Raw genomic sequence first — 20,476 nt, forward strand, 5'->3', positions numbered from 1 at the left:
CTGGACGGCGTTGCGCCGTCGTTCAGCTCACGTCGGCTCGGCTCAGCTCTTCTTCGCGCCGCCCGATTCGTAGATGTCCCATGCCTCCTTGGCGCTCGCGCCGCGGTGGATCATGGCCATCAGCGCATCCACCACCGCCGAAGGATTGGCGTGCTGGTACACGTTGCGCCCGTACACCATGCCGACCGCGCCCTGGTCCATCAGCACGCGCGAGCGGGCGAACACCTGCTGCAGGTCTTCGCGTCCGCCGCCGCGCACGAGCACGGGGCAGCGCGCGGCCTGCACCACGCGGTGGAAGTCGGCGGGATCGCTGGTGGGGTCGGCCTTGACGATGTCGGCGCCCATCTCGCGCGCCAGGCGCACGAGCGTGACGATCTTCTCGGCGTCGCCGTCGACCATGTAGCCGCCTTGCTCGCTGTGCGGGCGCATCACCAGCGGCTCGATCATCAGCGGCATGCCGTAGCGGTCGCAGTCGGCGCGCACGCGCGCGATGTTCTGCACGCACTGGCGGAACAGGTCGGGCTCGTTCGGCAGCATGAACAGGTTGACTACCACGCAGGCCGCGTCGCGCTGCACGGCCGGCAGCACCGGGTCGTGCTCGTTCTGCAGCACCGCCCACATCACGCGGTGCGCGGTGGCGTTGTAGGGGTTGCCCATGTCGATGCGCTGCACCAGCGCCGGCTTGTCACGGCCGGGGCGGTCCTGCAGCAGGTCGGCCTGGCCGTAGTTGAGCTGGATCGCGTCGGGGCCGGCGGCCACGAGCTTGTCGATCACCTGAGGCATGTCCTCGAGCCCGTTGAGGAACGAGGGCTCGTTGCACACTCCGTGGTCGAGTGCGATGTCCAGGCAGCGCCCGTTGTTCAGCAGCCGGTTCAGGCGTGCGGTCTTGTCCTTCGACATACGAAAGAAATCCTTGTGTTGAGAGTAGTGAAGAAGGGCCTCAGGCCAGTGCGTGCAGGTGCCGGGCCGCCGCCGCGTCGATGAGCGCCAGCGCGTCGTCCTGCAGCTGCACCGAGCCGGCTGCCGCGTTCTCGACCGCCTGCTTGCTCACGCGGGCGCCGCACAGCGCCACCGAGACGCTGCCGCGCGCCAGCGTCCACGCGATCATCAGTTGGCCGAACGAGCATTCGAGCTGCTTGCGCAGCGGCTCCAGCTCTTCGAAGAAGGCCTTGAGCTTTGCGCGGTTCCCGGCGCTGAAGCGCGGGTTGCTCGCGCGCTGGTCGTCGCCGGTGAACTGGCGCGCGGGGTCGATGGGGCCGGCCAGCAGGCCGAGCGCGAGCGACGAATAGCCCAGCACAGCCACGTCGTGCTCGGTGCACAGCGGCACCAGCGTCTGCTCGATCTCGCGGTCGATCAGGCTGTAGCGCTCCTGCGCGGCATCCATCGGGCCGTATTGCAGGTACTCGGCCAGCGTCTCGGGGCTCACGTTGCTCACGCCGATGGCGCGGATCTTTCCCTGCTTCTTCAGCGCGAGCAGCGCATCCATGGTCTCGGCCACGGGCGTGGTGCTGTCCTGCCAGTGCGTGATGTAGAGGTCGATGTAGTCGGTCTGCAGGCGCTTCAAGCTCTCTTCGCATTCATGGAAGATCGAATCGCGTCCGAGGTAGCGATACACCGGGTGGCCGTCTTCTTCGAAGAAGTGCGTTCCCTTCTGCGTGTGCCAAACCAGCCCGCACTTGGTGGCGATCACGGCTTCGTGGCGGCGGCCTTTCAGCGCGGTGCCGACGATGCTTTCCGAGCGGCCCAGGCCGTAGGCCGGCGCGGTGTCGATCAGGTTCACGCCCGCGTCCAGCGAGGCCTGGATGGCCAGCACGGCGGCGGCGTTGTCACCGCCGCCCCACATCCAGCCGCCCATGGCCCAGGTGCCCAGGCCGATGGCCGAGCATTCGATGCCCGAGGGGCCCAGCGTTGTCTTCTTCATCGATGCGTTGTTCATCGCTTGGTCTTTCTGGTGTTCATGATGTGGTCGATGGTCACGGCCGCGAGCAGGATCAGGCCCTTGATCACGTCCTGCCAGTAGGGCGACACGTCCAGCAGGATCAGCGAGCTGGTCACCACCGACAGCAGCGCCAGGCCGAGCACCGCGCCCAGCACCGTGCCCGAGCCGCCCTTGAGGCTGGCGCCGCCGATCACCGCGGCGGCGATCACGTTCAGCTCCATGCCCATGCCGAAGGTGGGCGTGGCCGCGCCGAAGCGGGCGGTGTAGATCACGCCTGCCAGGCCCGCCGAAGCCGAGCACAGCACCGTGACCCAGAACTTCACGTGGCCCACGCGAATGCCCGAGTACAGCGCGGCCTTCTCGTTGCTGCCGGTGTAGAACACGCGGCGCAGCAGCGTCGAGCGGCGCAGCACGAAGTCGCTCACCACCACGATCAGCAGGAAGATCAGAATCACCGCCGGAATGCCGAACAGCGTGCCCTGGCCGATGAACTTGAACTCCGCCGGCAGCGAGAACAGCGACTGCGGCGTGCCCTGGGTGAGCGCCAGGCACAGGCCGCGCACGATCACCATGAAGGCCAGCGATGCGATGAAATGGTTCAGCCCGATGCGCGTGACGCAGCCGCCGATCATCGCGCCGATGAGCGCGCTCGCGCCGATGGCCACCAGCCCCGCCGTCCACGGGTCGAAGCCCATGAGGAAGAGCTTGCCCGTGACCACCATCGCGAAGCACACCACCGAGCCCACCGACAGGTCGATGCCGCCGACGATCAGCAAGATCGTCATGCCCACCACCACGATGCCTTCGATGGAGAACGACAGCAGCATCGCGCGCACGTTGTCCCACGTGAGGAAGTACGGCGACGCGAAGCTCATGCCCACGCACAGCGCGGCGATGATGAGCAGCAAGCCCATCTCGCGCATGCTGCCGAGCTTGCTGGCGGGTTTGGCGGGGCCGCCCCCCGACTGATGTGGCTGGAGGCCCGGTGCGGCCCCCGCGTCGAGTTGTGCCGGGTAGTTCATGCTGTCGCTTCCTCTTCGCAAAGTCCCGAGGCCAGCCGCAGCAGCGCCTCTTCCGTCATTTCGTTGTCTTGCACTTCGCCGGCCAGCCGGCCGTCGCGGATCACCAGCGCGCGGTCGCACAGCCCGATGATCTCGGGCAGTTCCGAGGAGATCACCACCACGCCCACGCCCTGGCTCGCCAGTTCGCGCAGGATGTGATGGATCTCCGACTTGGCGCCCACGTCCACGCCGCGCGTGGGTTCGTCCATCAGCAGCACCGACGGATTGGTGGCCAGCAGCTTGGCGATGGCCACCTTCTGCTGGTTGCCGCCCGACAGGCTCGCCACGTCGATGGCCACGCCGTCGGACTTGAGCTTGAGCTTGGCGCCCAGGTCCACCGCCAGCTTGTGCTCGGCCGCGCGCTGCAGCAGGCCGAAGCGCGAGCTCACGCGCTTCAGCGCCATCGACGCGATGTTCTGCGCGATGGGCAGGTCGAGGTACACGCCCGCCGCCTTGCGGTCTTCGCTGAGATAGGCGATGCCTTCGCGCAGCGCGTCGCTGTACTTGCGGATCGTCAGTGTCCTGCCGCGCAGGCGCACCGTGCCGCGCGTGGCGGGGCGCAGGCCGCAGACGGTCTCGGCGAGTTCGCTGCGCCCGGCGCCCATGAGGCCCGCGATGCCGAGGATCTCGCCGCGCCTGAGCGTGAAAGACACGCCGTGCACGCGCTCGCCGTCGGCGATGTCGCTCACTTCGAGCACCGGCTCGCCGTGCGCCGCGTCGCCATGCTTCGGCGGGTAGTAGTTGCCCAGGTCGCGCCCGACCATGCGGCGCACCAGCGCGTCGGCGTCCAGCTCGGCCAGCGGGCCGCAGTGCACGTTGCGTCCGTCGCGCAGCACCGTCACGCGCGAGCAGTGCGCAAAGATCTCGGCCATGCGGTGGCTGATGTAGATGATGCCGATGCCCTGCGCCTTCAGGTCGTGCAGCACCTTGAAGAGCGCGGCCGATTCGTTGTCGGTCAGCGCGGCGGTGGGCTCGTCGAGGATCAGCACCTTGCAGTCGAGCGTGAGCGCCTTGGCGATCTCGATGAGCTGCTGCGTCGAGATGCTCAGGTCTTTCACCAGCGCCGACGGGTCCACGTCCTGCCCCAGCCGCTGCAGCACACGGGCTGCGCGCGCGTTGAGGCTGGCGTAGTTCATCCACGCATGCTTGCCGGCGTTGATCTCCGGCATGAAGATGTTCTCGGCCACGGTGGCGTCGCCGCACAGGGCGATCTCCTGGTGCACCAGGCCGATGCCCAGGCGCATGGCGTGCGCCGGGCCGTCGATGACCACCTTGCGGCCGTCGAGCGAGATCTCGCCCTCGTCCGGCTGGTGGATGCCGTCGATGATGTTCATCAGCGTGGACTTGCCCGCGCCGTTCTCGCCGCACAGGGCGTGGATCTCGCCGGCGTGCAGCGAGAAATCCACGCCCGTGAGCGCGCGCGAAGCGCCGAAGCGCTTGCTGATCCCCTTCAGTTCGAGCAATGCGCTCACTGCGTTCACTCGCCGATTCCCTTGGTGCCGCGGCGGGCGAGGTACTTGTCCCAGTAGAAGTCGTCCGCGTTGGCCTTGCTGACCACGGCCAGGCCGTTGTCCAGGAAGGGCACGGACATCGGGTTGGTGCCGTTGCGCTTCGCGTCGTTCATCGGGTCGATGAGCGTCGGGTTCTTGGCCAGGAACAGCATCATCATGCCCATGTAGCCCTGCATGCCCTGGTTCGGGTTGATGGAGCCGAACACGTCGCCCGACTTGATCATGTCCAGGATCTTGGCGTTCACGTCGCAGCACATCACCTTGATGTTCTTCTTGGTCTCGACCTTGGCTTGCGCCGCGCCCAGCGCCGAGTTGGCCTCGGGCATGAAGAGGGCGCCCAGGTTCGGGTTGGCCTGCGCCAGGCTCAGCACGGCCTGGTAGGCCTTGTTCGGGTCCTGGTTGCTGGCGGCGCGGCCGACCAGCTTCATGCCCGGGTGCTTGGTCTTCATGCGGTTGACGAAGGCGGCGATGCGGCGGTCGTGGTTGTCCTGGCCCGGGTTCTCCAGCACGGCGTATTCGCCCTTGCCGCCCATCGAGGCCGCGATGGCGTCGGCCGCCTGCGTGCCTTCGCGGTCGTTGTCGGACGTGATGAACGACGTGCGCTTGGAGTTGGGCGAGTCGGCCGCGAAAGTGACGACCGGGATGCCCATCGCCGCCGCGCGGTTGATCGGCTCGATGAACGGGTCGGGGTTCATCGGGTGCAGCAGGATGCCGGCCGGCTTGCGCGCCAGCTCCTGCTCGAAGGACGCGAGCTGCTTGTTCACGTCGTACTCCGGCGTGCCGGTGTAGCGGGTGCGAACGCCCAGCGTGCGGCCGAGCTGCTTCATCATTTCGTAGACCGGAAACCAGTACTCCACGCCCGACACCATCACGTTCATCACGTAGACGTCGCTGGCATTGCCGCGCAGGCCGGCGCCCGCGGCAGGGGCTGCCGCTTGCTGCTGCGCAAGCGCGCTCGCACCGGCCAGGCCGATACCGGCGGCCGCCGCGGACTTCAGGAAATTACGCCTCATTCTTGTCTCCTCACGTTGTGTGGCACAGCTTGCTGATGCTGCTTTTCAAGGCAGCCTTGTGATCCTCGTTGTCACGACAGTTGTTATGACAGGCTAGAATGTACGCGCTGGCCGTTTGGCGGGATAACTAGGGGAAACGCTACTGGCGATGCGCTTTTATTCCGCCGAAGCTGTTATGACATGAAGACAAAAATACTGATCGGCATCGACATGGGGTCGAGCAGCCTGAAAGCCCTGGCCCTCGAAGCCGGGAGCGGCCGGGCCGTCGCCCTGTCCCGCATGCCACTGCCGCACGACCGGCTGCCCGGAGGGGGATGCGAAGTGGGGGCGGCCGCCATCCGCTCCGCCCTGACCCACGTGCTGCGCGACGTCGCCCACCAGCTCGGCAACCGCGTGGCCGAGGTCCGCGCCATCGGCTGCACCGGCCATGGCGCGGGGCTCTATGCGCTGGATGCACGCAACGAACTCGTGGGCGCGAGGGCCGTCGCCTCGACCGACCAGCGTGCCGATGCGCGTGCGCGTTCGCTGTCGCTGAGCCACGGGGACGCGCTGTTCGCCGATGTCGGCTGCAGGCCCTGGCCGGGCCAGCCCACCGTGATCGCGGCCGAGCTGCTGGGCACGGACGCCGTGCAGCGCGGCGAGGTGCGCCGGCTGCTGTTCGCGAAGGATTACCTCGGCTTCCTGCTGACCGGCGAGATCGCGACCGACGCGAGCGATGCGAGCACCGCCGGGTTGGTGTCGATCGCTACCGGCACGTGGTCGCAGGCGGCCTTCGATGCATCGGGCATCGCTGACCTCGGGCCGCGTGCCTTCGGTCCGCTGGTGCCCAGCGGCGAGGTCGTCGGCAAGCTGCGGCCTGCCGAAGCCGCGCTGTGCGGCCTGCCCGCCGGCATTCCCGTGGCGATGGGCGCCATCGACCTGCTCGCATCGATGACCGCGATCTGCGCGGAAGGACGCGAGCGTGCGGTGTCTGTCTTCGGCACATGGTGCGTGAACGCGGTCATCGGACCGGTCATCGAGCCCAAGCCCGACGTGGCGGCGGTCGTGAACTTCGGGCGCGGGGACAAGCGGCTCTACATGGAGAACAGCCCCTCGTCGATGGCCAACATCGCATGGCTGGCCGGCGTGCTGGGCCTGCCGGATTCGCGCGCCGTGGTCGACCTGGCGATGTCGGTGCCGCTGGGCGCGGGCGGCCTGCGCTTCCTGCCGTTCGTGAACGGCGGCGGCGGCGTGACGGCGGGCTTCGTCGGCCTCAAGAGCCATCACACGCGCGGCGACATGGCGCGCGCCGTGGTCGATGCGGTGGCCGCGCTGCACGCGCGCCACACGGCGCGGCTCGCGGCCTGCGGGCTGCCGGTGTCGGCCTCGACCGTGCTCGGCGGCGGTGCGAGCGACACGCGCCTCGTGCGCCTGCTGGCCGGCTTTCTGGCGCATCCGGTCGAGCGCTGCGCCGACGACGAAACCGGCGCGCGCGGCGCGGCCATCTACGCCGCCATGTCGCAAGGCATTGACCACGCCGGGCAAGACAGCGCCTTGCTCGCGCCCTGCGACACGGTCGAACCCGACGCCGCGCAGGCGCGCGCCCATGCCGACTTCATGGCCGGCTTCAACGAACTGATCGACACCATGTCTCCTGTGTTTTCACATCTGGCCGGGGGCAAGCAATGAGCGCCTGGCAACTGCCTTTCGTGCGTCCGGCTTCCCTGGCGGATCGCCATTTTTCGACGGTGATCGTCGGCGCCGGCATCAATGGCGTGGGCGTGTTCCGCGACCTGTGCCTGCAGCGCGTCGACTGCCTCATCGTCGACAAGGGCGACTTCAGCGCGGGCGCCAGCAGCGCGCCTTCGCGCATGATCCACGGCGGCCTGCGCTACCTGGAGAACGGCAGCTTCTCGCTGGTGGCCGAGGCCACGCGCGAGCGCAACCTGCTGCTGCGCAACGCGCCACACCTGGTGCAGCCGCTGAAGACGGTGGTGCCGCTGTCGAGCTTCTTCGGCGGCCTCATGAGCAGCGCGCTCAAGTTCTTCGGCCGCACGCCGCCGCAACGCACGCGCGGCCTGCTGGCCGTGGCGGCGGGCCTGCGCCTGTACGACCTGCTGGGCCGCCGCCAGCGCGTGATGCCCAACCACCGCATCAGCCGCGTGCCGCCCGCCGACCGCAGCCTGTTCCGCGCGGCAGTGCGCTGGACCGCGACCTTCTTCGACGCGTGGATCAGCCACCCCGAATGGCTGGTGCTGGAACTCATCGGCGACGCCTGCCGCGACCAGCCGCGCTCGGCCGCCGCCAACTACTGCCGCGTGATGGGCTGCGCGGGCAACATCCTCACCCTGCGCGACGAGATCACCGGCGCGCTGGTGCGCGTGACGGCCGACACCGTGGTGAACGCCAGCGGCGCGTGGCTGGACCGCAGCACGGCGGTGCTGGGCGGCGCGGGCTCGCGCGTGATGGGCACCAAGGGCTCGCACCTGGTGCTCGACCATCCCGCGCTGCGCGATGCGCTGCAGGGGCGCATGGCCTACTTCGAGGCGGTGGACGGGCGCGTGTGCATCGTCTATCCCTTTCTCGACCGCGTGCTGGTGGGCTCCACCGACATTCCGGTGGAAGACCCCGACCAGATCGCCACCGAGCCGGCCGAGGTCGACTACCTGCTCGAGGTGTTGGCCGAGGTATTCCCGAACCTCTCGTTCGGCCGCGGCAACGTGGTGTACACCTATGTCGGCGTGCGTCCGCTCGCGCGCTCCGACGCCGACAAACCGGGGCAGATCTCGCGCGACCACTCGGTGGTGGTCGACCTGCCCAACGCCACGCGCGACATTCCAATCGTCGGCCTGGTCGGCGGCAAGTGGACGACCTTCCGCGCGCTGGCCGAAGAGGCGACAAACGAAGTGCTGCAGCAACTGGGCCGCCCGCGCACCGCATCGACCGAGCTGCTGCCCATCGGCGGTGGCGCGGAACTGCCTGCCGATACGCAGGCCACTGAACGCTTTCTCGACCGCATGGTCACGGCCTCCGGCCTGGGCCGTGCGCGCGCACAGGTGCTGCTGCGCCGCTACGGCTCGAAGGCGCTGCCGCTGGCGCAGCGCCTCGGAGCATCGGGCGACGTGCCGCTGCAGCATGCGCCCGACTACTCCGTTGCCGAGCTGTCCTACCTGTGCCTCGAGACGGGCGTGATCCATCTCGACGATCTCGTGATCCGCCGGACCTTGCTCGCGATTCGCGGCCTCGTCACAGGCGAGGCGCTGGCGGAAATGGCGGGCATCGCGGCCGAGGCACTGGGCTGGGACGCGGCCCTTGCGCGGCGCGAACTGCTGGCCTGCTCCGCCGCCCTGCGCGAGCGCCACGGCGTGCGGCTTTCGCCGGTGGCCACCGATGCGCCCGCACCTTTCGATGCATCATTGACGACTCCTCAGGCCCTGGGCCAACCCTCGACGTGAACTCTCCGACCGAAATCTCGACCGTGCTCGACCGTGGCTCCGAATCGCCTTTGTGGGCGCAGTTTCGCGACGCGCTGCGCCTGCAGATCCTGCAAGGCGTGCTGCCCATCGGCGCCAAGCTGCCGTCAGAAGCCGAGCTGGGCGAGCAGTTCGGCATCTCGCGCATCGTGGTGCGCGAGGCGCTGGCCGACCTGGTGCGCAACAATCTCATCTACAAGATCAAGGGCCGCGGCGCTTTCGTGTCGGCACGCGAGCGGGATGAAGATTTCGTCTCGACCGTGCTCGGTTTCTCCGACGAGATGGAGCGCAAGGGCCGCTCGGTGCGCACGCAGATCCTCACTCAGGAACTGCGCGCGCCCACGGAACAGGAAGCGGCCTCGCTCGGGCTCACCGACGACACCCAGGTGGTGGCGCTCAAGCGCCTGCGCAGCGTGGACGGCGAGCTGCGCCTGCTGGTGGAAACCGTGGTGCCCGCCGACCTGGCGCCGGGGCTGCACCGCACGCGGCTGGACGACCGCTCGCTGTACGACGTGCTGCGCCGCCAGTACGGCCTGCGCCTGGTGCGCGCCGAACGCTGGATCGACGCGGTGCTGCCCGACGCCGACACCTGCCAGTTGCTGAACCTGCCCACGCCGGAGCCGCTGCTGCGCATCGAGTCGATCGCCTACGGCGCGAACGGCAGGCCGCTGGAGCACTACCGCGCGCTGCACCGCTGCAAGACCAGCCGCCTGCACGTGCAGACAACGACCTGAGGGTGACGAGGAGAGGCCGCTACAGCAGCCGCTTCAGATACCGCCCGGTGTGGCTCGCCTCGTTCGCCGCGATGTCTTCCGGCGTGCCTTCGCCCACCACCGTGCCGCCGCCGGCGCCGCCTTCAGGCCCCATGTCGATCAGCCAGTCGGCCGTCTTGATGACGTCGAGGTTGTGCTCGATCACGACGATGGTGTTGCCCGCGTCGCGCAGCTGGTGCAGCACCTTCAGCAGCAGTTCGATGTCGGCGAAGTGCAGGCCGGTGGTCGGCTCGTCGAGGATGTAGAGCGTGCGGCCGGTGTCGCGCTTGCTCAGCTCCAGCGCGAGCTTCACGCGCTGCGCCTCGCCGCCCGACAGCGTGGTGGCCGACTGGCCGAGCTTGATGTAGCTCAGGCCCACGTCGAGCAGGGTGCGCAGCTTGCGCTCGATGGTCGGCACGGCCTTCAAAAACTCGTGCGCGGTCTCGACCGTCATCTCCAGGATCTGCGCGATGTTCTTGCCCTTGTAGAGCACCTCCAGCGTCTCGCGGTTGTAGCGCTGGCCGTGGCATACCTCGCAGGGTACATACACGTCGGGCAGGAAGTGCATCTCCACCTTCACCACGCCGTCGCCCTGGCAGGCTTCGCAGCGCCCGCCCGCCACGTTGAAGCTGAAGCGGCCCGGGCCGTAGCCGCGCTCGCGCGCGGTGTTGGTCTCTGCCATCAGTTCGCGGATGGGCGTGAACAGGCCGGTGTAGGTGGCCGGGTTGCTGCGCGGCGTGCGGCCGATGGGGCTCTGGTCGACGTTGATGACCTTGTCGAAATACTCGATGCCCTCGACCGACTCGTGTTCGGCCGGTTCCTCATGCGCGCGGTACAGCGTGCGCGCCACGGCGGTGTAGAGCGTGTCGTTCACCAGCGTCGACTTGCCCGAGCCCGACACGCCCGTCACGCAGGTCAGCAGGCCGACCGGGAAGGCGACGCTCACGTTCTTCAGGTTGTTGCCGGTGGCGCCGACCACGCGAATCTCTTGCAGGTCGGTCTGCGTGGCCAGGTGGGCGGCCTCGCGCGCCGCGCGGCGCTCGGCGGCCGGGCTCTGCGGAAAGCGCGAGGGCTTCTTGCCTTCATTGAACGCGGGCTTGTTCACCACCGGCAGCCATGCGGTGCGGCGCTTGGGCACTTCGATCTTGCGCGTGCCCGACAGGTACTGGCCGGTGAGCGAATCGGGGTTGGCCGACACCTCGGCATAGGTGCCCTGCGCCATCACGCGGCCGCCGTGCACGCCGGCGCCGGGGCCCATGTCGATCACATGGTCGGCGGCGTGGATCATGTCCTCGTCGTGCTCGACCACGATCACGCTGTTGCCGATGTCGCGCAGGTGCTTCAGCGTGCCGATGAGGCGGTCGTTGTCGCGCTGGTGCAGGCCGATGCTGGGCTCGTCGAGCACGTACATCACGCCGGTGAGGCCCGAGCCGATCTGCGACGCCAGGCGGATGCGCTGCGCCTCGCCGCCGGAGAGCGTCTCGGCGCTGCGGTCCAGGCTCAGGTAGTTCAAGCCCACGTCGTTCAGGAACTTCAGGCGCAGGCCGATTTCGCGCACCACCTTGTCGGCGATGTCGGCCTTGGCGCCGCGCAGCTTGAGCGTCTGGAACCAGGCCAGCGAATCGCGCAAGGTGAGGTGGCTGAGCTCGAAGATCGCCATGCGCGGCGGCTCGCCGCCGTCGGCCGGACGCGCCGATTCATCGACCAGGAACACGTTGCGCGCCTCGCGCCGCAGCCGCGAACCGCCGCAGTCGGGGCAGGGCTGCAGGTTGCGAAAGCGCGCGAGGTCTTCGCGCACCATCACCGAATCGGTCTCGCGGTAGCGCCGCGCCATGTTCGGGATGATCCCCTCGAAAGGGTGCTTCTTCGTGAGCTTCTTGCCCGCGAAGTTGCCCGACTCCATGGTGTAGTTGAACTTGATCTCCTCGGCGGCCGAGCCGTGCAGCAGCACCTGCTGCACCGAGGCCGGCAATGATTCGAAGGGTGCGTCGACGTCGAACTTGTAGTGCTTGGCGACGCTCTCGATCATGCTGAAGTAGTAGCCGTTGCGGCGGTCCCAGCCCTTGATCGCGCCGCTGGCCAGCGACAGCGAGGGGAAGGCCACCACGCGCGCCGGGTCGAACACTTCCCTGTGGCCCAGGCCGTCGCAGCTCGGGCAGGCGCCCACCGGCGAGTTGAACGAGAACAGGCGCGGCTCCAGCTCCGACAGCGAGTAGTGGCAGATCGGGCAGGCGAACTTGGCGTTGAACAGGTGCTCCTTATCGGCCGCACCTTCGGCGCCCAGCTCCAGCGCAATGGCGCGGCCTTCCGCCAGGCGCAGCGCGGCCTCGAAGCTCTCGGCCAGCCGCTGCTGCATGTCGGGGCGAGCGCGCAGGCGGTCGATGACGACGTCGATGTCGTGCTTCTCGGTCTTCTTGAGCTTGGGCAGGTCGTTGTATTCGTAGGTTTGCCCGTCGACGCGGAAGCGGATGTAGCCGGCCGCCTGCATCTCGGCGAAGAGTTCGAGGAACTCGCCTTTCTTCTCGCGTGCCACCGGCGCCAGGATCATCAGCCGCGGCTCGCCGGGCAGGGCGAGCGTGGCGTCGACCATCTGCGAAACGGTCTGCGCCTGCAGCGGCAGGTGGTGGTCGGGGCAGTAGGGCGTGCCGGCGCGGGCATACAGCAGGCGCAGGTAGTCGTGGATCTCGGTCACCGTGCCCACGGTGGAGCGCGGGTTGTGGCTGGTGGCCTTCTGCTCGATGCTGATGGCGGGCGACAGGCCCTCGATCACGTCGACATCGGGCTTGTCCATGAGCTGCAGGAACTGCCGCGCATAGGCCGAGAGGCTTTCCACATAGCGCCGCTGCCCTTCTGCATACAGCGTGTCGAAGGCCAGGCTCGACTTGCCCGAGCCCGACAGGCCGGTGATGACCACCAGCTTGTTGCGCGGAATGTCGAGGTCGACGTTCTTCAGGTTGTGGGTGCGCGCGCCGCGGATGCTGATGCGCTGCTGCGCCAGCACCGCGCCGAGGTAGGTGTCGCGTTCGCGTTCCGCATCGCGGGCGCGTTCTGCAGCTTCAGCGGCTTCTGCTGCGGCTAGTTCAGTGGCTTTGGAATTCAAAGGGGGCGATCGTCCGAGGGCAACCGGACATGATAGACCGCCGGAGAATTCATGGCGAGCGGGCGGGATCAGGCGCCCCGGGCGCGGGGGCTTGCGGCGGCGGCGGATGCACCGGTTCAGCGGCGCCGATGGCCCGCCCGACCATGTATTCGGCCAGGGTGTCGTACAGCGGGCGGCTGATCATGCGGGAGACCAGGCTGGCCAGCATGGCCGCGGCCATCAGGCTCAGCACCATCGAATGGCCGTCGACCATTTCCATCACGATGATGAAGGCGGTGAGCGGCGCCTGCGTCACCGCTGCAAGGAAGGCGGCCATGCCCAGCGCGATGAGCGCCGGGCCGAGTTCGCTGCTGCCCAGCTGCGACACCGCGTCGCCGATGCCCGCGCCGATGGACAGCGCCGGCGCGAAGATGCCGCCCGGCACGCCGCACCACGCCGTGAGCCAGGTGGCGACGAACTTGAGCACCGTATAGAGAGGCGTCAGCTCGTCATGGCCCTGCAGCATCTGCTTGACCGCCTCGGAGCCCGCGCCGAAGGTGACGCCGCCCGTGACCAGCCCGATGACGGCCACCGCCAGCCCGCCGGCAGCCGCGAACCGCACCGGAAAACGCGCCCGCCAGCGGTTGAAGCGCCCCGGCGCGCCGGTGAGCGAGGCTGTCAGCAGCCGCGCGAACAGCCCGCCGGCCGCGCCGCTGAGCAGCGTGACCAGCAGGCCGGGCCCGAGCGCGTCCCAGCCCAGCCGGGGCACGCGGATCACGCCGAAGTAGCTGGTGTTGCCGAACGCCGATACAGCCACCAGGCCTGCCAGCACGATGGCCGTGATGATCAGGCCGCTGGAGCGCGCCTCGAGCCGGCCCGAGAGCTCCTCGATGGCAAACACCACGCCCGCCAGCGGCGCATTGAAGGCCGCCGCGATGCCTGCCGCGCCGCCGGCCACCAGCAGCGCGCGGCTGTCGATGGTGGTGTTGGGCGAGAGCCAGCGCCGTGCGTGCTGCATCACCCCGGCCGCGACCTGCACGGAAGGCCCCTCGCGCCCGATCGACAGCCCGGCCGCGAAACCCGCCGCGCCCAGCCCGATCTTGGCGACCGTGAGCCGCAATGAGGCGAAGAAGAAGCGGCGCTCTTCCGGCAGGGCGGGGTGCAGCGCCGCCTTGATCTGCGGAATGCCCGAGCCGCCCGCGCCGGGAAAGAAGCGCAGCGTGAACCACACGATGCCGGCCGTGATCAGCGGCGTCGTCAGCAGCACGGCCCAGGGCCAGGCGCGGTAGAAGCGGTGGAACTGGCCGAAGACCCAGTCGCTGGCGAGCGTGAAGCCCACCACGAACAGCCCGGCCGCGATGGCGTAGCCCAGCACGATGGCCCGGTCGAGCCAGACGCGGCCGCTGGACAGCTCGGCGCGCAGGTGCTCGAGGAAATCGGGTTCGCGGTTCATGAGAGGGCATTCTGGCACCGGCGGGGTATTTGGCTTGCCGGCCTTCGGGCACAATGGAGGGTTCCTCTCAACCTTCTCCTTTATCCACTTATCAGGGGCAGTGCATATGGCATCGGTCAATAAAGTCATCGTCGTCGGCAACCTGGGGCGCGACCCCGAAATGCGGACCTTCCCGAGCGGCGATCAGGTCGCGAACGTCACAGTGGCCACCACCGATCGCTGGAAAGACAAGCAAAGCGGCGAAATGCGCGAAGCCACCGAATGGCACCGCATCGTCTTCAACGGCCGCCTGGCCGAAATCGCCGGCCAGTACCTGCGCAAGGGTTCGCAGGTCTATGTCGAAGGAAGCCTGCGCACGCGCAAGTGGACCGACAAGGACGGCATCGAAAAGTACACCACCGAAATCCGCGCCGACCAGATGCAGATGCTCGGCAGCCGTCAAGGCCAGGGCGGCCCGTCGGGCGGTCCCGAGGACGACGGCGGCTACTCGCAAGGCGGTGGCGGCGGCGGTTACTCGCAGGGCGGCAACGGCGGTGGCGGTGGCGGCGGATACGCACCCCGTGCACCCGCGGCGGCTCCGCGTGCTCCGGCACCGGCTCCGCGCCAGGCGCCGGCCAAGTCGTCGTCGGGCTTCGACGACATGGATGACGATATTCCGTTCTAACTCGTCCCTGACGCGCCCTGACGAGGTTTCGTCGTCGCAAGGCCTCTGCTCTCTCCGGGCAGGGGCCTTTTTCTTTGCCCGCCAGTCAGGTCCGGTCGCCGTGCGGCCTCGTGTCCACGACATGGCCTTCGTACTGCGGCAGGTCGTCCGTGATGGTGAACCAGGGCGCTTTCGAGCCGACGAAGATGTGCGCGCTCGGGCGAATGCGCGGCGTGTCCGTCAGCGTGCCCAGCGTGACGTGCACGAACAGGCCTTCGCGCACCACCGAGAAGAGCAGCGATCCGCACTTGCCGCAATGCAGGTCGCCCGCGTCCTTTTCTCCGTGGACCATCAATTGGTCTTCGCCCCGGGTGATCGACAGCTTGTGCCGCTCGATGCCCGCGAAGGGCTTGAAGGCCGAGCCGGTGGCGCGGCGGCAGTCGCCGCAGTGGCAGTTCAGCGCATAGCCGAACTCATCTGCCACCGCGTAGTGGACGGCGCCGCACAGGCACCTGCCGGCAAGCATGCGGGTCACAGCCGAAGCGTCAGCCCGCCAGCCCCACGAACACGTTCTGCACGTCGTCGTTCGCGTCGATGGCCGCCAGGAAGGTCTCGACTTCCTCCAGGTCTTCCGCGCTCAGGCTCGCCGGGTCGACCGGGTTCTTGGGCTTGTAGCCCAGCTTGGCCGACAGCACGGTGAAGCCCTGGGCCGGCAGCGCGCGGCTCACCAGGTCGAGGTCGGTCGGGTCGGTCAGGAAGACCACGGAATTGCCTTCCTCGGCCGTTTCGAAATCTTGTGCGCCGGCCTCGATGGCGGCCACTTCGGCGTCGGCGTCTGGCTTGGCGGGCTCGGCTTCGATCATGCCGACGTGGTCGAAGTCCCACGACACCGAGCCAGAGGTGCCCAACTGGCCCTTGCGGAACAGCACGCGCATTTCAGGCGCGGTGCGGTTCACGTTGTCGGTCAGGCACTCGACCATCACCGGCACGCGGTGCGGCGCGAAGCCTTCATAGATCACGTGCTCGAAATGCACTGCCTCGCCGGTGAGGCCGGCGCCTTTCTTGATGGCGCGGTCGAGCGTGTCCTTGGGCATCGAGACCTTGCGGGCCTGTTCCACCACGAGACGAAGACGCGAGTTGCCGGCCGGATCGGCGCCGTTGCGCGCGGCCATCATGATTTCCTTGGCGAGTTTGCCGAACAACCGGCCCTTGGCATTGGCTGCCAGGTCCTTGTGTTTCGCTTTCCATTGGGCGCCCATGGCTGATTCCTTCTCGAGTGTGTGTTTGCGGCCGTGTCTGGCTCTCTGCAGAAGGGCTGGATGACCGGTTGGGGCCGTTACTGTAGCCGGAGGCCGTGCTAAAAGCCCGTGAACAGCAGCGGCTCCCGCGCCGTTGCCGCAAGAACGGAGCTTTTTTCATGACCGCCGCACAAGACACCCCGTACCCCACGCCCTTCGAATCCGGCAACGGCAACCGGACCGCCACCTGGGCCGAATGCATCGCCTTCTACGAGCGGCTCGCCGCGCAGTTCCCCGGCGTGCTGCATTGGCGGCAGATCGGCCTGTCGGACACCGGCGCGCCGATGCACGCCGGCGTGGTCACGGCAGACGGCGTGTTCGACCGCGAGACGCTGCAGCGGCAGCGCCGCCCGGTGTTCTTCAACAACAACGGCATCCACCCCGGCGAGCCCGAGGGCATCGACGCCTGCATGGCGCTGGTGCGTGACTTCTGCCTGCAGCCCGAGCGGCTGGCGGCGCTGGGCGACACGGTGTTCCTGTTCATTCCCGTCTACAACGTGGACGGCTGCATCAACCGCCAGGCCACCTCGCGCGTGAACCAGCTCGGACCCGAGTCCTTCGGCTTCCGCGGCAACGGCCGGCACCTTGACCTGAATCGCGACTTCATCAAGTGCGACAGCCTCGCCGCGCAGGTGTTCAACCGGTTCTTCACCGCGTGGGATCCGGACGTGATGGTCGACACCCACACCTCCAACGGCGCGGACTACGCCTGCACCATGACGCTGATCCCGACGCAGCCCGACAAGCTGGGCGGCGGGCTGGGCGACTTCCTGCGCGAGCGCATGCTGCCCGCGATCTACGGCGACATGGACCGGCGCGGCTGGCCGACCTGCCCCTACGTGAACCTGCTGGCCGAGACGCCGGACGACGGCATCGAAGACTTCCTCGACCTGCCGCGCTTTTCCACCGGCTACGCCGCGCTGCACCACACCATCGGCTTCATGCCCGAGACCCACATGCTCAAGCCCTTCGCCGACCGCGTGGCGTCGATGCGCACGCTGGTCGAAGTGGTGCTGGCATTCACCGTGGCCAACGCGGCGCGCATCCAGGCGCTGCGCGGCGATGCCCGGGCTGCCGCCGCGCATCAGGCGCGCTGGCCGCTGACATGGCGCAACGACCATGAGCGCCCGGCCAGCCTGCGTTTCAAGGGCTACCAGGCCGTGCGAACGCCCAGCAAGCTCGGCAATTACGAAAGGCTGGCCTACGACCGCAACCAGCCCTGGGAGAAGGACATCGTTCACTTCGACCGCTGCGTGGAAGACATCGCGGTCGCCGCGCCCAAGGCCTACCTGGTGCCCCAGGCCTGGCGCGAAGTGATCGAGCGCCTGCAATGGAATGGCGTCGCGATGCGGCGGCTGGAAGCCGACCAGCTGATCGACGCGGCTCGTGTGTACCGCGTGCAGGAAGTTGCCTCGCGCCCGGGCGCCTACGAAGGCCACATGTTCCATGACCGGGTGGTGCTCTCGTCGCACACAGAGCCATTCCAGGCGCGCGCGGGCGACATGTGGGTGCCGCTGGACCAGCCCAATGCCCGCTATGCCGTCGAGACGCTGGAGCCAGAAGCCCACGACAGCTTCTTTCGCTGGGGCTTCTTCAACAGCGTGCTGGAGAAGAAGGAAGCCTTCTCCGCCTATGTGTTCGAAGACACCGCGCTGCAGATGCTCGAGGACGAGCCGGACCTCGAGCGCAGGTTCGAAGAATGGAAGGCCGCGAACCCCGCGAAGCTGTCCGATCAGGGCGCGGTGCTGGGCTTTCTCTTCGCGCACGGCAAGCGGCATGCGGAGCTGGAGTGGCGGCGGTATCCGGTGGTGGCGTTGATGTAGGCCGTGCCGTGCGTCACTGCGCGGCCCGGAATCCCGGAAGCGCGTGCATGCGCGCACGCAATGCCTCCACGAATGCGGTGACCCGCGCCGGCCGGTACAGCCCTGGCGGCAGCGCGACATGCACGCCGACCGGCTCCAGCCACCAGTTCGGCAGCACGCGCTTCAGGCGGCCGGCCTGCACGTCTTCGTGGCACATCCATGGCGCCGCCGCGCCGATGCCCGCGCCGTTGAGCACCGCGCGGTAGCTTGCCAGCAGGCTGTCGGTGCGGATGGGCGTATCCAGCGCCACGATGCGCGAACGCCCGCCACGATCGATCAGGCGCACGTTGCCCGTCACGTAGGGCGCCAGTCCCACGCATGGCAGCTGCGGCAGCCGGGCCAGCGTGACCGGGCCGATGCGCTTGAGCAGCTCGGGCGTGGCGATCAGCACGCGGTCCATGCGTCCGAGCGGACGGCACACCAGCCCGGGGTCGCGTACCTCGCCCACGCACACCCAGCATTCGGCACCCGAGGCCGCGAGGTCGACCACCCGGTCGGTCAGCGTGAGCTCGACGCGCAACTGCGGATGCGCCGCGCGCAGGTCGGTCACCGCATCTGTCAGGAAGCCGGTGCCGTAGCCCGACGGGCCGATGACGCGCAGCGTGCCTTCGGGCCGGCTCTGCCCGCCCTGCAGCCGCTGCGAAAGGCCCGACCAGCGGTCGGTGAGGTCGTGCGCCTCCGCCAGCAGCGAGCGGCCCTCGTCGGTGAGCGAGAAGTTGGCGGTGTTGCGGATGGCCAGCTTGCAGCCCAGCAGCCGCTCCAGTTCCAGCAGGCGGCGGCTCACCGTAGGCTGCGTGGTGCCGAGCAGGCGTGCCGCCTTGCTGAGCGATCCGCTCTCGCCGATCTTGATGAAAGTGTCCAGCAGGTCGAGCCGGTCGTGGGTGTTCTTCATGCGCCAGACGTATAGCACTTCATCGTCCCATACGTCTACCCATGTCGCCCGGCTCTGCCTATCGTCGGGCCCGTTCAAGACATTCGAATGGATATTTCCCGATGAGCGCCACGATCGAAGACACCGCCCGCACCGTGGGCGACACGCCCAAGGGCGGCTCCGTGCTCGGCTTCTATGCCGCCAAGGGCTCGCCCCGGCCGCCGCGCATTGCGCGCGGCGAAGGCATCTACCTGTGGGATGCCGGCGGTCGCCGCTTCCTCGACGCCACCGCCGGCGCGGTGGTCGCAAACATAGGCCACGGCAACCCGCAGGTGCTGGCGGCCATGCAGGCGCAGGCGGCGCAGGTCACCTTTGCCTACCCGCGCTTCTTCGAGAGCGAGCACAGCATCGAACTGGCGGACCGTGTCTGCGCGCTGGCGGGCGAGGGCTTCGACCGGGCCTTCTTCGTCTCCGGCGGCTCGGAGGCCAACGAGTCGGCCATCAAGCTGGCGCGGCAGTATGCGGTGGTCTCCGGCCAGCCGCGCCGCGCCAAGGTGATTTCGCGCAACCCGAGCTACCACGGCTCCACGCTCGGTGCCCTGGCCGTGACGGGCGATGCGCACACGCAGTCGATCTACGGACCGATGGTGCGCGAGATGCCGAAGGTGCCCGCGCCGCTGTCGTACCGCGTGCCCGATGGCCACACGGTCGAGAGCCATGCGATGGCCTGCGCCGACGAGCTGGAGGCCACCATCGTGCGCGAAGGCCCCGACACCGTGCTGGCCTTCATCCTGGAGCCCATCGGCGGCCTGTCGACCGGTGCTGTGGTGTCGCCGGCAGCGTACTTCGAGCGCGTGCGGCAGATCTGCGACCGCCACGGCGTGCTGCTGATCTACGACGAGATCATGAGCGGCGCCGGCCGCACCGGCGCCTTCCTGGCCGCGCACCATTGGGCCGGGGCACGACCCGATCTGGTCACGCTGGCCAAGGGGCTGGCCGCGGGCTACACACCGCTGGGTGCGCTGCTGGCGCCCGACCGCATCGTCGACGCCGTGGCCGGCAGCGGCGGCTTCGTGCACGGCCACACCTACTTCACCAATCCGCTGTCGTGCGCCGTGGCCAATGCGGTGGTCGGCGAGGTGATCCGGCAAGACCTGGTCGGCCGCGCGCGCGACATGGGCGAGCTGCTGATGGCCCGGCTGCGCGAAGTGGCCGAGCGCTCACCCATCGTGGGCGACGTGCGCGGCAAGGGGCTATTCACCGCCATCGAGATCGTGGCCGACAAGGCGACGAAACGGCAGCTGCCGGTCAGCTTCAATGCACCGGCGCGCCTCACCGAACACGGGCTCAAGCACGGCATCGCGCTGTACAACCGGCGCGCGAACCTGGGGGCCTTCGGCGACTTCCAGATGATCACGCCGCCGCTGACCATCACGCCCGCCGAGATCGACGAACTGGCCGACCTGCTGGCGCTTTCGCTGCGCGGCCTGGCCGACGAGATCGCGGCCAAGGGCCTGGCCACCTCGGTGCAATGAAGGCAGC

Annotated in this window: 16 protein-coding genes; 6 read left to right on the forward strand and 10 right to left on the reverse strand. The window is 68.5% G+C overall.

The window, feature by feature from the left end:
• Nucleotides 1–42: 42 nt before the first annotated feature.
• Genes ACWV14_RS02600 through ACWV14_RS02620 form a run of 5 tightly spaced genes read right to left on the reverse strand, consistent with a single transcriptional unit; the run spans nt 43 to nt 5,524 of the window.
• Nucleotides 43–900 carry a class I fructose-bisphosphate aldolase gene (locus ACWV14_RS02600; protein WP_454902425.1) on the reverse strand — a complete coding sequence of 286 codons (858 nt, stop codon included), beginning with the start codon at nt 898–900 and terminating at the stop codon, nt 43–45.
• A gap of 40 nt (nt 901–940) precedes the next feature.
• On the reverse strand, nt 941–1,921 hold the full coding sequence (locus ACWV14_RS02605; RefSeq protein ID WP_454905990.1) for an aldo/keto reductase: 981 nt from the start codon (nt 1,919–1,921) through the stop codon (nt 941–943).
• 11 nt (nt 1,922–1,932) lie between these two features.
• Nucleotides 1,933–2,961, reverse strand: coding sequence for an ABC transporter permease (locus tag ACWV14_RS02610; RefSeq protein ID WP_409194690.1), 1,029 nt, complete (start codon nt 2,959–2,961; stop codon nt 1,933–1,935).
• Nucleotides 2,958–4,481, reverse strand: a complete 1,524-nt coding sequence (locus ACWV14_RS02615) for a sugar ABC transporter ATP-binding protein (RefSeq protein ID WP_454902427.1) — start codon at nt 4,479–4,481, stop codon at nt 2,958–2,960. The genes ACWV14_RS02610 and ACWV14_RS02615 overlap by 4 nt, the downstream gene beginning before the upstream one ends.
• Nucleotides 4,478–5,524 carry a substrate-binding domain-containing protein gene (locus ACWV14_RS02620; RefSeq protein ID WP_422088655.1) on the reverse strand — a complete coding sequence of 349 codons (1,047 nt, stop codon included), beginning with the start codon at nt 5,522–5,524 and terminating at the stop codon, nt 4,478–4,480. The genes ACWV14_RS02615 and ACWV14_RS02620 overlap by 4 nt, the downstream gene beginning before the upstream one ends.
• Before the next feature lie 180 nt (nt 5,525–5,704).
• Here ACWV14_RS02620 and ACWV14_RS02625 point away from each other — a divergent pair, with 180 nt between their 5' ends.
• From ACWV14_RS02625 to ACWV14_RS02635, 3 genes are read left to right on the forward strand one after another with little or no spacing between them, the layout of a single operon-like run.
• The gene (locus tag ACWV14_RS02625; protein WP_454902429.1) at nt 5,705–7,192 is read left to right on the forward strand and encodes an FGGY family carbohydrate kinase; all 1,488 of its coding nucleotides are present in this window, start codon (nt 5,705–5,707) and stop codon (nt 7,190–7,192) included.
• Entirely contained in the window at nt 7,189–8,958 is a 1,770-nt protein-coding gene (locus ACWV14_RS02630; RefSeq protein ID WP_454902431.1) for a glycerol-3-phosphate dehydrogenase/oxidase, read from the forward strand. Before ACWV14_RS02625 ends, ACWV14_RS02630 begins: the two co-directional genes overlap by 4 nt.
• A complete protein-coding gene (locus ACWV14_RS02635) occupies nt 8,955–9,710 on the forward strand; it encodes a GntR family transcriptional regulator (RefSeq protein ID WP_237678235.1) in 756 nt (251 codons plus the stop codon). Before ACWV14_RS02630 ends, ACWV14_RS02635 begins: the two co-directional genes overlap by 4 nt.
• Nucleotides 9,711–9,729: 19 nt before the next feature.
• Here the strand turns inward: ACWV14_RS02635 and uvrA are convergent, their stop codons facing one another.
• On the reverse strand, nt 9,730–12,828 hold the full coding sequence (uvrA, locus tag ACWV14_RS02640) for an excinuclease ABC subunit UvrA (protein ID WP_454902433.1): 3,099 nt from the start codon (nt 12,826–12,828) through the stop codon (nt 9,730–9,732).
• A gap of 49 nt (nt 12,829–12,877) precedes the next feature.
• Entirely contained in the window at nt 12,878–14,260 is a 1,383-nt protein-coding gene (locus ACWV14_RS02645) for a chloride channel protein (protein WP_454902435.1), read from the reverse strand.
• 106 nt (nt 14,261–14,366) lie between these two features.
• Here ACWV14_RS02645 and ssb point away from each other — a divergent pair, with 106 nt between their 5' ends.
• Nucleotides 14,367–14,924 (forward strand): single-stranded DNA-binding protein, encoded by a 558-nt coding sequence (gene ssb / locus ACWV14_RS02650; protein ID WP_081270734.1) that lies wholly within the window; start codon nt 14,367–14,369, stop codon nt 14,922–14,924.
• An 85-nt stretch (nt 14,925–15,009) separates the two neighbouring features.
• Here ssb and ACWV14_RS02655 read toward each other — a convergent pair whose 3' ends face one another.
• On the reverse strand, nt 15,010–15,429 hold the full coding sequence (locus ACWV14_RS02655) for a GFA family protein (protein ID WP_454902438.1): 420 nt from the start codon (nt 15,427–15,429) through the stop codon (nt 15,010–15,012).
• A gap of 19 nt (nt 15,430–15,448) precedes the next feature.
• Nucleotides 15,449–16,162 carry a YebC/PmpR family DNA-binding transcriptional regulator gene (locus tag ACWV14_RS02660; RefSeq protein WP_454902439.1) on the reverse strand — a complete coding sequence of 238 codons (714 nt, stop codon included), beginning with the start codon at nt 16,160–16,162 and terminating at the stop codon, nt 15,449–15,451.
• A 158-nt stretch (nt 16,163–16,320) separates the two neighbouring features.
• On the opposite strand from ACWV14_RS02660, the gene ACWV14_RS02665 reads away from it, so the two are divergent.
• Nucleotides 16,321–18,024, forward strand: coding sequence for a M14 family zinc carboxypeptidase (locus ACWV14_RS02665; protein WP_454902440.1), 1,704 nt, complete (start codon nt 16,321–16,323; stop codon nt 18,022–18,024).
• Between the two features lie 13 nt (nt 18,025–18,037).
• Here the strand turns inward: ACWV14_RS02665 and ACWV14_RS02670 are convergent, their stop codons facing one another.
• Entirely contained in the window at nt 18,038–18,955 is a 918-nt protein-coding gene (locus ACWV14_RS02670) for a LysR substrate-binding domain-containing protein (protein WP_454902441.1), read from the reverse strand.
• 101 nt (nt 18,956–19,056) lie between these two features.
• On the opposite strand from ACWV14_RS02670, the gene ACWV14_RS02675 reads away from it, so the two are divergent.
• Nucleotides 19,057–20,469, forward strand: a complete 1,413-nt coding sequence (locus ACWV14_RS02675) for an aminotransferase family protein (protein WP_454902442.1) — start codon at nt 19,057–19,059, stop codon at nt 20,467–20,469.
• The last annotated feature ends 7 nt before the right edge of the window (nt 20,470–20,476 follow it).

This window comes from Variovorax durovernensis (assembly GCF_977011995.1).

Bases quoted from the DNA above. Each gene is read 5' to 3' on its own strand.
- ACWV14_RS02600 (WP_454902425.1), bottom strand. From the start codon at position 900: ATGTCGAAGGACAAGACCGCACGCCTGAACCGGCTGCTGAACAACGGG.
- ACWV14_RS02605 (WP_454905990.1), bottom strand. From the start codon at position 1,921: ATGAAGAAGACAACGCTGGGCCCCTCGGGCATCGAATGCTCGGCCATC.
- ACWV14_RS02610 (WP_409194690.1), bottom strand. From the start codon at position 2,961: ATGAACTACCCGGCACAACTCGACGCGGGGGCCGCACCGGGCCTCCAG.
- ACWV14_RS02620 (WP_422088655.1), bottom strand. From the start codon at position 5,524: ATGAGGCGTAATTTCCTGAAGTCCGCGGCGGCCGCCGGTATCGGCCTG.
- ACWV14_RS02625 (WP_454902429.1), top strand. From the start codon at position 5,705: ATGAAGACAAAAATACTGATCGGCATCGACATGGGGTCGAGCAGCCTG.
- ACWV14_RS02630 (WP_454902431.1), top strand. From the start codon at position 7,189: ATGAGCGCCTGGCAACTGCCTTTCGTGCGTCCGGCTTCCCTGGCGGAT.
- ACWV14_RS02645 (WP_454902435.1), bottom strand. From the start codon at position 14,260: ATGAACCGCGAACCCGATTTCCTCGAGCACCTGCGCGCCGAGCTGTCC.
- ssb (WP_081270734.1), top strand. From the start codon at position 14,367: ATGGCATCGGTCAATAAAGTCATCGTCGTCGGCAACCTGGGGCGCGAC.
- ACWV14_RS02655 (WP_454902438.1), bottom strand. From the start codon at position 15,429: ATGCTTGCCGGCAGGTGCCTGTGCGGCGCCGTCCACTACGCGGTGGCA.
- ACWV14_RS02660 (WP_454902439.1), bottom strand. From the start codon at position 16,162: ATGGGCGCCCAATGGAAAGCGAAACACAAGGACCTGGCAGCCAATGCC.
- ACWV14_RS02665 (WP_454902440.1), top strand. From the start codon at position 16,321: ATGACCGCCGCACAAGACACCCCGTACCCCACGCCCTTCGAATCCGGC.
- ACWV14_RS02670 (WP_454902441.1), bottom strand. From the start codon at position 18,955: ATGAAGAACACCCACGACCGGCTCGACCTGCTGGACACTTTCATCAAG.
- ACWV14_RS02675 (WP_454902442.1), top strand. From the start codon at position 19,057: ATGAGCGCCACGATCGAAGACACCGCCCGCACCGTGGGCGACACGCCC.